This window comes from Paucibacter sp. KBW04, assembly GCF_003852425.1.
Lineage (GTDB): Bacteria > Pseudomonadota > Gammaproteobacteria > Burkholderiales > Burkholderiaceae_C > Paucibacter_A.
Map to the genome: position 1 here is coordinate 113278 of NZ_QAJN01000018.1, position 12715 is coordinate 125992.

Genomic DNA, 12715 nt, shown 5'->3' on the forward strand with positions numbered 1-12715 from the left:
AGGCCCGGCATGTATCAGGGCACTGGCCCGGGGCGATCGCTGCGTGCTTGGAGCCAGCTTGAACGCATTCCCGATGAAAGGGAAGTCAAGGCCATGCTAACTGTGTGATTAACCGCACAGGGTGCGAAGAACTTTGCGGTCCCGCTTGCAGGCTGGGCATGGTCACGGTGTTCTGCCTTGTTGCAGCCTGCCGGCCGCGGCTGCTCTTGTCAGCCGCTGAAGCCGACGGTATAGCCCCAGGAATCGAGGCGCAGAGGGATGGCGTTGAAGGCCAGGGTGATGCGGCGGGCGCCGGCATTGGGCGGCACGGCATGCATCAGATAACTGGGGAAGAGCACCATGTCTCCTAGGCTGGGCATGGGGCTGATCCATTTGTCGGCATTGAAGGGGCCGGTGACGACGCCGGCATGGTCGTTCTTGAAAGAGAAGTCGTGTCCGCCGGGCGACTTCATGAACACCGTGCGCGAGGACTCGTCGGTGGGGGTCAGATAAACCACGCCGGAGATAAAGCTATTGGCATGGTTGTGCACCGCTTGGCGGCCGCCGGAGTCCAGCACATTGACCCACATTTCTTTGAGCGACCAGCCCATGCGTTCACCAAACATCAGCGCGCCGAACTCGGTGAGCTTTGGCGTGATCAGGCTGGCCACGTCCAGCAGCAAGGGGCTGTCGCTGGGCTTGAGCATGCGGGTGTGAGAGAGATTCGCCGAGGCATTGTTCTCTTGCAAGGCCGCCGCGCTGAAGTGTTCCAGCAAGCCTTGCACCAGCAGGGGCGGCAGGGCCGCGGGCGCGCGCAGAAATGGCGTGGGGAAGAGGCTGATGACTTCGTCCATGGCGGGTGCAGATTCAGGCAAACAGGCTGGCGATGCGCAGCAAGGACCAGTAGCTGGCGAGGGCGCCAATGCTGTAGAGCAGGCCACGGCGCAGGCGACTGGCGGCAGGCCAGCGAGCGCTCAGCTTCCACAGCGCAAAGGCGGCGGCCACCGTCATCAGCTGGCCGATCTCCACGCCGATGTTGAAGGTCAGCAAGGCCACTAGCAGATGTTGCTCGGGCAGGCCGATCTCCTTCAGCGCCCCGGCAAAGCCCAGGCCATGGACCAGGCCGAACAAAAAGGCCACCAGGGCAGGCCAGCGCCTTGATAGGGTCTGGCGCTGATGCAGGGCCTCGGCGGCGACCAGCACGATGGACAGGGCAATGGCGGCCTCCACCGGCGGCGGCCGCAGGACCAGCCAGCCCAGGGCGCTGCTGGCCAGGGTGATGCTGTGGGCGGCGGTGAAGGCGGTGAGAGTCCAGAGCAGGCGGCGATTGAAACCCACCAACATCAGCATGGCGATGACGAAGAGCAGATGGTCGCTGCCGCTCAGGATGTGCTCCACGCCCAGCACCGTGTAGGCGCGGGCGATCTCGCCCATGCCGCGTTTGTCATCGGCGGCGCCGTAGAGATGCACGCTGGGCTGGCCTGCGGTGAGGGTGTAGACGCGGCTTTGGCCGTCCAGCCAGAAGACCTTGACCATCACGGCGGAGTAGGCCTTGCCCACGCCTTCCATCTGCAGCTGGCCTTGCAGGCCGGCCGGGCCGCAGTGCAAGACGTTTTGCTCGGCCTGGCAGCTCTCGGGCCAGATGGGGCTCAGCACCTCGGCCGGTGCGCGCTTCTCGCTGGCCGTCCATTGCCAGAGGAACTCGCCGCGCGCCAGCTCGCGCAGCTGCATCTCGGCCATGCTCATTTCGTGCGCTTGCAGCGGGCCGGCCATGGCCAGCAGGCTCAGCAGGGCCAGGGTGAACTTTGTCCAAAGGCTCACGGCTGCGCGCTTTCGTCCACGACCTTGTACTTCTTCGCCAGTGCGCGCACGGCGGCGGTGCGTTGCTCGGCCAGCACGGCGTCGGTCCAGTCCTGCTGGACGATATTGCGCAGGGTGGCGAAGTCGGCCGGCTTGGGTGCGATCAAGGCGTCCAGGCGCATGGCGCGCCAGCCTGAGCTGGTCTTGAGCGCCCGCCATTCGCCCGGCGTGGCGGCTTGCAGCGCCGGGGCCAGCTCGGGGCCATAGCTTTGCTCCAGATTGCTCAGCGGCCGGTTCTTGAAGATGCGCAGGCCGGCCTTGGCATCGCCCGGCGTGCCGGCGTTCAGCTCGGCGACGAAGGCGCGCACGGTCGCTTCTTCCGTGGCCTCTCTGCCGCTCAGGGCCGCCTCCTGAAAATCAAAACGCGGCGGTTCGTCGTACTTGCTGCGATGGGCCTCAAACCAGTCGCGCAAGGTTTTCTCATCGGCCGGGGGCAGCTTGGTGTTGGCGTCCACCACGCTGAGGGCCTTGAAGATGACGCGCTCGCGGATGGCGCTGTCCCCCCGGTCGACCTGCAAGGCCAGGCCTTCGCGGTAAAGCACCTCGTTGTCCAGCCAGACCTGGCGCAGGGCTTTGAGCTCCTCGGTCGTGGGTGGGCGGCCGCGTGAGGCCTGGAAGAGTTCGGTGGCCTCCTTGGTGACTTCGGCGCCGACGCTGATGCGATGGGGATCGTCCGCGCGGCCGACCAGCAGATGGTCGATGCCGAAGAGAAAACCGCCCAGCAGCAGAAAGTGCAGCAGAGGTTCGCGCAACCAGGCGCCGCGCTGGCTGCGCGCATCGAGCGGCGCGGGCTGAGTGCTGGGCTGGCCGGTGGACGGCAGGGGCTTGGAGAGGGTGGGCATGGGGCGGATTTGGGCACGATCCAAGCGGCCGCAAAGAGACGAGAGGCCCGATCAACAGCGCTTGGCCGCGCCATCTTATGAAGCTTGCAAGACAGGAATGTGTCGGCCTGCGACGCAAAAAAAGCGCCGGACTTTGCGATCCGGCGCCTTGCTCAAACACAGCTTGCTGTCTTATTTGACGCCGGCCACCAGGGCCGAGCCGTTCACCTGCACATAGATGGGGTTGCTGTAGAACCAGAGATCAGACCAGGCGGCCACGTCGTAAGCCACCATCTTTTTGCCGTTCACCACCGGCAGATGCGAGGGGCAACCGTTGTACTCGGTCGTGCCGCTCGTCGTGCAGGGGATGCGCAGCATCGTCGTGTCATTGGCATTGGTGAAGACATCGGCCAGGGGCGAGCCATTGGCGTCGGTCTCAAAGGGCACGGCGGCGGGCAGATTGCTGCCGCGCAAGCGCACATACTGCGAGGCCTGCACCGCGGGGATGCGATAGCTCATCTTCAGGAAGGCGCTGTTGTCCACGCCCGAGGCCACCGTGGCCCAGGAGGGCGTGGCACCGGCGCCGCTGAAGGTCTTGATGACGGCGGCGCTGCTGTTCTTGGCGCCAGCGGGCACGACCGACAGGCCGGCGGTCGTGCCATCGGCCTTGAGCCAGGCCGTGTTGCGTGGCCACTCACCCGCGTAGTCAGCCGCACCCGGGGTCTTGTAGCCGCTGACCAGGCCGCGGATCAGGTCGATATGGTCCAGCACCGGCTGGTTCAGAGGCTGGTTGATGCCAATCTGCAGCAAGGAGGGGTTGGGGAAGCTGTAGGGCGAGTAGTTGGTGCCGGCCGGGTCGCGGGCCACGATGGCGACGATGATGTCGGCGCCGGGGCGCACGACCAGCTTTTCACCCATGGTGGCGCAGCCGCTGCTGTCGATGTCGCGATTGTTCGTGGCTGCAGCCACGGCCAGGGCTTCGACCGAGGCGTTGCTGCGTGCCGCAGGGCCCGGGTAGGAGGCGCAGGCGATGAAGGCCAGGCGGTCGATCAGCTGGCCGCTGGCGGCAAAGCTATTGCCGCTGCGCAGGCCGTCCACAATGGTTTGCGGGCGCAGCTTGTCGGCACCGTTGCGCACCAGCACATGGTCACGCGCGTATTCGCCGGGGTAGAAGTCCTGCGTGGAGCGGCGGTCATCGGGGCCGAACTGGCCGCGGTTATGCCAGTCGGACGAGGCGAAGTACCAGAAGTTGCGACCCTCACCCAGCAGGGCGTCCCACACGCCGCCGACCTGGGCGCCGTAGACGCCGGTGCCGCCGTAGGTGGTGCCGCCGACCGAGTCGGTTAGCACGCCGCCGATATTGTTGCGCTTGGGCTGGTACTCACCGCGATTGGACGAAGCGCCGTGGCCGGGCTGGGTCTCGAAGCCGAAGGCGATGGCCGGGCCAGCGTTGTTGAAGTTGCGCAGGTGCTCGATATTGAAGCCGTTATTGCCGTCCGGGTTGAAGGGGCCGGCGCGCTCCAAATGGGCGGGCACGTAGTAGCTGCCCATGGCATGGTTTTGCGCCATCCACTTGATGGCTTCCACCGTCTTCAGATGGCCGCGATTGCCGGTGCCGCTGCCGCCGGCGGGCATCAGTTTTTGCGCCGTCACGTTCCAGCTCAGATCGGCGCTGCTATTGCTGCCGGCCACCGAGCAGTTCCAGTTGTTACCGATGCTCGTGCCGGTGGTGTTGCCACGGCTCTTGTCGGTGTCGCCACGGTCAAAGCAGTAAGACCATTGGGCCAAGGCGTTGGCATTGCCCAGGGCGGTGTAGCCGGGGGCGCTGGGCAGATTGGCGTTGTCGATGGCGGCCGGCAGCTGGCCGGTGATGATGGACATGGAGGCATGCTCGTGGCCGGCCACGACGGACTCCATGCCTATGAACAGGGGCAGGTTCTTGGCGGCAGACAGGTACTCCATCAGCGGGTACTGATATTCCTGGATGGACTGCCAGCGCCACATATTGCCGTTGCCACCCACGCCACCGCCATCCCCCTTGATGGCGGCCGCGCCCACGCTCTGGGCCCAGGTCGTGGTCGGGCCCTTGCCGGCGACGAAGGGGTAGGCGGGCATGCTCAGCGAGGCGTCTTCCACCAGGGTGCAGTTGCGGTTGCCATTGCCGCCGTGACCGGCTTGCACAAACCAGTCCAGGCCCCAGGGCGTGTCCACTTTGTCGGTGACCTTTTTGACCAGCTTCTGCATGGAGATGGAGCCGTCCGAGCAGGTGGTGTGGTTGTGGAAGTCGCCGCTGACGTACTGGCCGGCCGTCTTACCGGCGGCGATGGCCGGGGTCGGGGTGCTGGACAGGGCGAGGCTGCCCAGGGCCGCGAAGGCCGCGAGGGCGATCGGGCGCTTGTTGAAGGACTTGTTCATGGTGATGCTTCCTGGCTTGGAGAAAGTGGGAGGAGCTTGGGTTTGGGCGCTCAACGCCCGGCGATGCTAGGGGTCGCCCGTGACCCTGGCGTGACGCTTCACACCGCGCAGCCTCCTGGGCCCAGAACTCAGCCGGTCAGGGCCTCGTAGTCCACGCTCAGATCGGCCTCGACCCGGCCACCTTGTTCAAACAGCAGACTCAAGGGATAGCTGCGCGCCATCTCCAGCGGATGGCGCAGGCCGGTGAGGCGGATGTGCAGGCCCTGCTCACTGAACAAGGTCTCGCGCCCGGCCGGGACGAGGTAGTTCAACGCCTGCGACTCGCTGGCGCCCGGCCCGCCGAGCACCGCGCCCTGGGCCACCGGCGTGCTGACGCCGATCAGGCGATCGCTCTTCGTCACCTCATCAAACTTCAGGCTGATGATGGCCGTGGTTTGGCCGGGTGCCGAGACGCGGGTCCAGGGGTGGGTGATGCGCAGATGGGTGGTGTAGAACTCGCAGGCGCGGGCCGTTGTAGGCCACCACCCCATCAGGCCCAGACCGAAACCCAAGCTGCCTTGCAGTAGCAGGCGCCGTTGTTCTTGCAAGGCTTTCTTCATTTCCATTGCTGCCTACTCCTGCATGCGTGAGATGGCATGGGGACTTCGGGGCCACGCCTGGCGCGCAGGCTATTGGGGCGGGATGAAAGTGTGGTGACAGGGGTGTGTCAGATCAGGGCAACGATTCAAATCGGGTGGCAAATCCAGATTTGTTGGGTTGCTAAAGACCTGGGAGTCGCAATGATTCTTCATGGGGTGCCCCGCGATATATTGAGAGTCAGTGCATCAACACTGTTAGCGGAGATCTGGATTGGAAGACTTGAACTGCATCGTTTATGTCAGCTCTGCCATCCGGCCCTTGGCGGTTCCGGAGTTGGAAGCGCTTTTGGTGAGTGCGCGGCAATTCAATGACGAAGTGGGAGTGACCGGCGTTTTGCTCTATCACGACGGCACCTTTTTTCAGTATTTTGAGGGGCCGACTGAGGGCGTGACCCAGGTTTATGCCCGCATTCGGGCGAGCCGATCGCATCACGCGATTTACGAGCTCTTGAATACAAAAATCAAAGCAAGACTGTTCCCCAACTGGTTGATGGGTGCTTCCAATGTGACCTCATCCTTGCTGCTGAATTTGGCGAGGGCGGAGTGGCATGCTTCAATCCAGCAAGTGGCGGACTTGCCTGAAGTGCCAAACGAGGGGCTTGCTCTTTTGACGAGCTACTGGAAGAGTTGTGGCTATGGGCCCTGATGGTCAGGGTTGGCGTCATCGGGGGTGTGCATGAAGCGAGTCACAGGCATAGGCGGCATCTTCTTCAATGCCAAAGACCCGGCCGCCTTGCGGGCCTGGTACCAAAAGCACTTGGGTATTGATGTGCAGGCCTGGGGCGGCACGGCCTTCAGCTGGATCGATGCGGCCGGGCAGCCGACGGCAGGTACGACGGTGTGGTCCATCAATGCCAGCGACAGCGGGCTGTTCTCGCCCAGCCCGTCCAGCTTCATGATCAATTACCGGGTCGAGGATCTGGCGGCCCTGCTGCAGGCTTTGCGGGACGAGGGCTGCGAGGTGCTGGAGAAGATGGACGATTCGGAGTACGGCAAGTTCGGCTGGGTCTTGGACCCGGAGGGCAATAAGGTCGAGCTCTGGCAGCCGCCGCTGGGGCAGTGATGCACAGCAAGGCCATGGCGGGTATTGAGATCCAGGCCTTGAAGCCGGAGCGCCAGGCCGATTTCCTGGCTTTCTTTGAGGGCCCCGCGTTTGCGGACAACCCCAGGTGGAAGTCCTGCTTCTGCCAATTCCTCTATGTCGATCACCGCCAGGTCCAGTGGATGGCGCGCACGGCCGAGCAAAACCGTAGCGCCGCCTGTGAGCGAATTGGCTGCGGGCGCATGCGGGGTTATCTGGCCTATCGTGAGGGCCAGGTGGTGGGCTGGTGCAATGCCGCGCCGCGTTTGATGATGGACGCCTTCGCGGACGAGCCCGACCCGCAGGCCGATCGGCTCGGTCAGATCACTTGCTTTGTGGTGGCGCCCGCGCATCGCCGTAGCGGCGTCGCCAGCGCCTTGCTGGCCGCCGCCTGCGATGGCCTGAAGGCCCAGGGCCTGAGCTGGGCGGAGGCCAGCCCCAAGCTCGAATTGCAGGGCGATGCAGAGAACCACTACGGCCCGCTCAGCCTCTACATGGCGGCCGGTTTTGAGTTCCATCGCCAGGGCGAGCATGGCTGCGTGATCCTGCGCAAGCGCTTGGTCTGAGGCCGAACACAGGCGCCCATGCTCAGCTTGCTTCAGCGCATTCTTGTTCGGCTGCTGCTGTGCTGCGCGGCCAGCTATCTGCTCTGGCGAGCGTTTGGGCCGGTCGGCCTTGCGATTTCCTCGCCGATCTTTGCGATGGCGTTCGCGCGACCGATTTTTGATGTTTTAAGTGGCGCTCGGCGGACCGCCAAGCGCTTGGCGCTCATCAGCGTGGAGGGGCGCTATTACTCGCATCGCGGCCAGCCCATCGAGGTCGTTGAAGACGTGGAACACCATCGCTGGCTGCGCCTGATCGATGTTCGCAAGCTGCTGCAAGGGTTGCCTCAAGAGGCCGTGCTGGCCTTGCAGTTTCCGCAGCGGGTGCAGGACCGCCGCATTCGAGCCGATGCCTTGCGAGACTATCTGAGCAAGAGCCAGGAAGGCGACTCGCTCAGGTTCAGAAACTGGTTGGAGCGAGAGTTGCTGAGCCCCACGACTCGGCTGCGGCAGCGCATGGGTTTGCCGGATGTGGCGCTTGAAGCCAAGCCCGCGGCCCCGGCGCAGGGCGCGAATGAAGAAAACAGCTGAATGATTGAAAGCGCCATGCCCGATTACAACGCCGAATCCGTCGCCACCTTTGACAAAAACGCCGCACGCTATGCGGAGCGCTTTTTTGCCCTGACCGATTACGACCGCTTTTACGCATGGCTGGTGGCTGCCACGCCACAAGGCCCCGCAAGGTTTTTGGATCTGGCTAGTGGCCCCGGCAATGTCGCGGCCTTTGTCCGCCGCCAGCGGCCACAGGCCGATATCTGCTGCGTGGACCGCTCGCCCTTGATGCTGGGGCAGGCCGCCCGCCTGGTGCCAGGTGTACAGATTCAGGCAGCCGATTGCCGCGATCTTTCTGCCCTCAGCGGCCTGTTCGATTCGGCCGCCTTCTGCTTTGGCCTGAGCTATTTTGACGATGCCGATGCCCGCCAGGTGCTGGCGGAATTGCATCGCCTGCTGCGCCCCGGTGCGGCTTTGCTGCTGGCCACGGTCGCGGGTGAGCCGGCGCTGACGGGCGCGCAAAGCAATGCGGCGGGCGAGCGGGTGTTCAGTTTCTATCGCCGCAGCGCGGAGATCGAGGCTTTGATGCGCAGCGCTGGCTTTCTGATCGAGCAGACCCAGCGGATTCCCAGCCCTGCCAATGCCAGCCTCCAGACCGAGGATGTGTTGGTGCAGGCCAGGCGCGGCGAGTGAAGTCCTGATCTCTATGAATGCCAAGCAAGGCGCTAGGCCATGACAACAAACCATGAGCTCACTTTCCCCATCTTGAGCGAACAGGCGATGCCCGGCTCGCTTGCCCCTGGCGCAGCGCCCGCTTTTTTGATCAAGGCGGATCTGCCGGACCCTGGCGCGCCCCGGTTCGTCTTGGCGGATCAAAAGACCATGTACGGCGGCAAGCACCTGAGGCTGGGGGATCGGGTGTTTGTCTTCGCCAGCGAAACCCAGGGCGGCGAAGGTTTGTGTGCCCTGGGCCAGGTGACGGCGCTCCAAGCCACGCCGCGTTTGCCCGGCCTGGCGCGTCAGACCCCCAGGCTGAGCCTGAGCATTGAGCGCCTGGCCTCGCCGCGCCGCCGACTGGGCCGCGCGGAGCTCAAGCCGTTTACGGACTGGCAAGACGGCCGACCCGAGACCGAACTGAACTTCAAGTTCTACCGCCAGGCCACCAACAAGCTGGGCGGTATATCGGCGGCGGCCGCGGCCTTTTTGTGGGCGCATTTTTAGGAGCGACGGACGGTCACATTCCTGTCGTTTGCCCTGCCTAGACTCTGCCGGACTCGAGCCTGGGTGGAGGAAACCTTCCTCCGCTCAAGTCTCTTCCTCTGCCAGGAGTATTCCGATGAAGCTGTCTCGTGTGGCCATGCTGGCCTGTGTTTGCCTCACCCCCACGCTGGCCACCTCGGCCTTTGCCGCCACGCCCAACTGGACGGTGAACTTTGAGCACCCGTGGGATTACGCCAATGGCGGCGTGGCTTCTTTCTACAACGGTGGCGCGGCCGACGACGGCAGCAGCGGCGGCGCCAATCTGGGCGTGGAATTCATCGGCGTCTCGGGTCTGTCCAATGACGCTGATTTCACTTACTACGCCGGTGCGCCCTCGCCCCAGGGCGTGGCTTATGTCTACGGCAGCAGCGCCTTCATGAATGTGGCCGGCGGTGTGGACAAGGGCTTGGCCCTGTTTTACGCCAGCGCTAGCGATGTGCAGGGCGCGATCAAGGTCTACTCGGGTCTGAACGGCACGGGCGATCTGCTGGGCAGTTTTGATCTGAGTGCCAATAGCAGCGCCGCTTATGAGCACTGGAGCAAGTTCACGCTGAGCTTCGCCGGCATCGCCAAGTCCTTCGACCTGAGCGGCAGCGTGGGCACGGTGGCTTTTGACAATATCTCGGCCGTGCCCGAGCCCAGCACCCTGGTCTTGATGCTGGCCGGTGTGGCTGCGCTGACCGGCTGGCGCCGCCGTTCCGACGGCTTCGTCTAATTTAGAGCGCCGGCCCCAGGCCCAGGGGTGCGGGCAGGGCCGCCAGCACCTTCTGGAACAGGGCCACATAGTCCTCGGATGGGGCGTGGCCGGACAGCGGGTCCTGGTTGGCGGCAAAGGCCTCGTCCAACTCGGCCCAGTCGGCCTCGCTCAGCATCTGCTGGCACAGGGGCAGGATCTCGCGTTCCTCGATCTCCATATGCTGGAGATAGGACTTGACGTAGCGCAGGGCTTTTTCCTCGAAGGCATCGCGCCGGGCTTCGCCCATCATCTCGAAGGCCAGCAGGGCGTGTTCGAGCTCGCGGATCGCGTGCTCGCCCCGGCGATGGTCTTCGTCCAGCTTGTCCAGCACGCCACGGATCTCGGGCGCCCGCGCGCGCAGCTTGGGGAAGAGCAGCTCGCTTTCCTTGGGGTGATGCAGGCGCTCGGGAAACTCGTCCACATAAAACAGCATGGCCCGCATGGCGGCAAAGTCGGGCAAGGTCTTGTGGCGGCGCTGCTCGGCCAGCAAGAGGGGGATGGAGCGCAGCATGGCGGCCAGGGCACCATGCTCGTCCCGGATAACCTTCAGCGTCAGCGGAATCGGCTTGGACGAGGGGGCACTTGTGACTGTCATGGCGGTCTCCGTTGGGTCTCGATTTTTTGGCAGTTTGCAGCTTGGCACAGCTCGCCCGCAAGGGCTTGCTTTAGGTCAAGAGTTAGGCGTGCTTGGGCCCAATCGTTGCGGCCAAGTAAAATCCGGGATTACCCCGCAACTCCTTCTTCTCTAAGCTCATGGCTATTTCCGCTGCAAGCAACACCTCTTTGATGGCCAATGCCATCCGCGCACTGGCCATGGACGCCGTGCAGCAAGCCAATTCCGGCCATCCGGGCGCGCCCATGGGCATGGCCGATATCGCTGTGGCGCTGTGGAGCCGTCATCTGCGCCATAACCCGACGAACCCTCAGTGGGCGGACCGCGATCGCTTCGTGCTGTCCAACGGCCACGGTTCCATGCTGATCTACGCCCTGCTGCATCTGAGCGGCTACGACCTGCCCATGGCTGAGCTGAAGAACTTCCGCCAGTTGCACAGCAAGACCCCGGGCCACCCCGAAGTGGGCATCACCCCCGGTGTTGAGACCACCACCGGCCCCCTGGGCCAAGGCATCACCAATGCCGTGGGTCTGGCCCTGGCCGAGAAGATGCTGGCCAAGGAATTCAATATCGACGCTCACAAGATCGTCGATCACCACACCTATGTCTTCCTGGGTGACGGCTGCCTGATGGAAGGCATCAGCCACGAAGCCGCCTCGCTGGCCGGTGCCTGGAAGCTGAACAAGCTGATCGCGATTTACGACGACAACGGCATCTCCATCGACGGCCAGGTCGCCCCCTGGTTTGCCGACAACACCGCCCAGCGCTTCGACGCCTATGGCTGGAACGTCGTCGGCCCGGTGGACGGCCATGATGTCGACGCTGTCGACGCCGCCATTGCCAAGGCCAAGCTTAGCACCGACAAGCCTACCCTGGTGATCGCCAAGACGCATATCGGCAAGGGCTCGCCCAACCGCGCCAACACGGCCAAGGCCCACGGCGAGCCTCTGGGTGCGGAGGAAATCAAGCTGACTCGCGAGTCCATCGGCTGGGCGCATGAGCCCTTCGTGATCCCGCAAGAGGTGTATGCCGATTGGGACGCCAAGGCCGCTGGCGCCAAGCTGGAAGCCGCCTGGGACGAGCGTTTCGACGCCTACGCCGCCGCTCACCCCGAGCTGGCCGCCGAGTTCCAGCGCCGCATGGCCGGTGTGCTGCCCGCCAACTTCGCCCAGACCGCCGTGGACGCCGTTGTGGCCGCCCACACCAAGGGCGAGACCGTGGCCAGCCGCAAGGCCAGCCAGATCGCACTGGAAGCCTTCACCGCCGCCGTGCCTGAGCTGCTGGGCGGTTCGGCCGACCTGACCGGCTCCAACCTGACCAACACCAAGTCCACCCCGGCCTTCCGCGTGGAAGCCGATGGCTCGGCCAACGGTGGCCGCCACATCAACTACGGCGTGCGCGAGTTCGGCATGGCCGCCATCATGAATGGCGTGGCCCTGCACGGCGGCTACATCCCCTACGGTGGCACCTTCCTGACCTTCAGCGACTACAGCCGCAACGCTATCCGCATGGCCGCGCTGATGAAGCAGCGCGTCATCCATGTGTTCACCCACGACTCCATCGGCCTGGGTGAAGACGGCCCGACCCACCAGTCGATTGAGCAAGTGGCCTCGCTGCGCCTGATCCCGGGTCTGGACGTCTGGCGTCCGGCCGACACGGCCGAGACCGCGGTCGCCTGGACCATGGCCATCGGCAACGCCACCCGCCCCAGCGTGCTGGCCCTGAGCCGCCAGAACCTGCCTTACGCGCCGAAGAAGTCCTTGGACGAAATCAGCAAGGGCGGCTATGTGCTGAGCGAGCCGGCCGATATCGGCCTGAAGAAAAAGGCCCGCGCCGTGCTGATCGCCACCGGCTCCGAAGTCCAGCTGGCCCTGCATGCCCAAGGCCTGCTGGCCGCGCAAGGCATCGCGGTGCGCGTGGTTTCCATGCCCTCGACCAATGTCTTCGACCGTCAAGACGGCAAGTACAAGAGCAGCGTGCTGCCCGCTGGCCTGCCCCGCATCGCGATTGAAATGGGCGTGACGGACGGCTGGTGGAAGTACGGCTGCGCGGCCGTCGTCGGCATCGACAGCTACGGCGAATCGGCCCCGGCCCCGGTGCTGTTCAAGCACTTCGGCTTTACGCCTGAGAACGTGGTCGACACCGTCAAGGTCGCCATCGGCGAAGCCCGTCTGAAGGGCGGCAAGCGCTGAGCTCGCGCACAAACGCCGGAAGGCGT

14 protein-coding genes are annotated in these 12715 nt (G+C 64.5%); 8 read left to right on the forward strand and 6 right to left on the reverse strand.

Annotation, left to right across the window (positions count from 1 at the left end; all coding sequences use genetic code 11):
- Positions 1 to 209: 209 nt before the first annotated feature.
- The 5 genes from DBR47_RS22000 to DBR47_RS22020 form a co-directional block, all read right to left on the reverse strand.
- The gene (locus DBR47_RS22000) at positions 210 to 833 is read right to left on the reverse strand and encodes a putative 2OG-Fe(II) oxygenase (protein ID WP_124454152.1); all 624 of its coding nucleotides are present in this window, start codon (positions 831 to 833) and stop codon (positions 210 to 212) included.
- Between the two features lie 13 nt (positions 834 to 846).
- Positions 847 to 1800, reverse strand: a complete 954-nt coding sequence (locus tag DBR47_RS22005; RefSeq protein ID WP_231512447.1) for a HupE/UreJ family protein — start codon at positions 1798 to 1800, stop codon at positions 847 to 849.
- Positions 1797 to 2681 (reverse strand): peptidyl-prolyl cis-trans isomerase, encoded by an 885-nt coding sequence (locus tag DBR47_RS22010; RefSeq protein WP_124454154.1) that lies wholly within the window; start codon positions 2679 to 2681, stop codon positions 1797 to 1799. The genes DBR47_RS22005 and DBR47_RS22010 overlap by 4 nt, the downstream gene beginning before the upstream one ends.
- A 171-nt stretch (positions 2682 to 2852) precedes the next feature.
- A complete protein-coding gene (locus tag DBR47_RS22015) occupies positions 2853 to 5075 on the reverse strand; it encodes a hypothetical protein (protein ID WP_124454156.1) in 2223 nt (740 codons plus the stop codon).
- A gap of 128 nt (positions 5076 to 5203) precedes the next feature.
- Entirely contained in the window at positions 5204 to 5680 is a 477-nt protein-coding gene (locus DBR47_RS22020) for a copper chaperone PCu(A)C (RefSeq protein ID WP_124454157.1), read from the reverse strand.
- Positions 5681 to 5924: 244 nt separating this feature from the next.
- On the opposite strand from DBR47_RS22020, the gene DBR47_RS22025 reads away from it, so the two are divergent.
- The 7 genes from DBR47_RS22025 to DBR47_RS22055 all read left to right on the forward strand — a co-directional run bounded on the left by DBR47_RS22025 (position 5925) and on the right by DBR47_RS22055 (position 9863).
- Positions 5925 to 6359: a BLUF domain-containing protein gene (locus tag DBR47_RS22025; protein WP_124454159.1), complete on the forward strand. Its 435-nt coding sequence runs from the start codon at positions 5925 to 5927 to the stop codon at positions 6357 to 6359.
- Between the two features lie 30 nt (positions 6360 to 6389).
- Positions 6390 to 6776, forward strand: coding sequence for a VOC family protein (locus DBR47_RS22030; RefSeq protein WP_124454161.1), 387 nt, complete (start codon positions 6390 to 6392; stop codon positions 6774 to 6776).
- Complete coding sequence (locus DBR47_RS22035; protein ID WP_124454163.1) at positions 6776 to 7360, forward strand: GNAT family N-acetyltransferase; 585 nt, start codon at positions 6776 to 6778, stop codon at positions 7358 to 7360. Before DBR47_RS22030 ends, DBR47_RS22035 begins: the two co-directional genes overlap by 1 nt.
- An 18-nt stretch (positions 7361 to 7378) precedes the next feature.
- Positions 7379 to 7927, forward strand: coding sequence for a hypothetical protein (locus tag DBR47_RS22040; RefSeq protein ID WP_124454165.1), 549 nt, complete (start codon positions 7379 to 7381; stop codon positions 7925 to 7927).
- Positions 7928 to 8581 carry a class I SAM-dependent methyltransferase gene (locus DBR47_RS22045; RefSeq protein ID WP_124454167.1) on the forward strand — a complete coding sequence of 218 codons (654 nt, stop codon included), beginning with the start codon at positions 7928 to 7930 and terminating at the stop codon, positions 8579 to 8581.
- Positions 8582 to 8668: 87 nt separating this feature from the next.
- Positions 8669 to 9109, forward strand: a complete 441-nt coding sequence (locus DBR47_RS22050) for a hypothetical protein (RefSeq protein ID WP_124454305.1) — start codon at positions 8669 to 8671, stop codon at positions 9107 to 9109.
- Between the two features lie 115 nt (positions 9110 to 9224).
- Complete coding sequence (locus DBR47_RS22055; protein WP_124454169.1) at positions 9225 to 9863, forward strand: PEP-CTERM sorting domain-containing protein; 639 nt, start codon at positions 9225 to 9227, stop codon at positions 9861 to 9863.
- Between the two features lies 1 nt (position 9864).
- Here the strand turns inward: DBR47_RS22055 and DBR47_RS22060 are convergent, their stop codons facing one another.
- A complete protein-coding gene (locus DBR47_RS22060) occupies positions 9865 to 10479 on the reverse strand; it encodes a hemerythrin domain-containing protein (protein ID WP_124454171.1) in 615 nt (204 codons plus the stop codon).
- Between the two features lie 158 nt (positions 10480 to 10637).
- Between DBR47_RS22060 and tkt the strand changes: the two genes are divergently transcribed.
- Positions 10638 to 12689 (forward strand): transketolase, encoded by a 2052-nt coding sequence (gene tkt / locus DBR47_RS22065; protein ID WP_124454173.1) that lies wholly within the window; start codon positions 10638 to 10640, stop codon positions 12687 to 12689.
- The last annotated feature ends 26 nt before the right edge of the window (positions 12690 to 12715 follow it).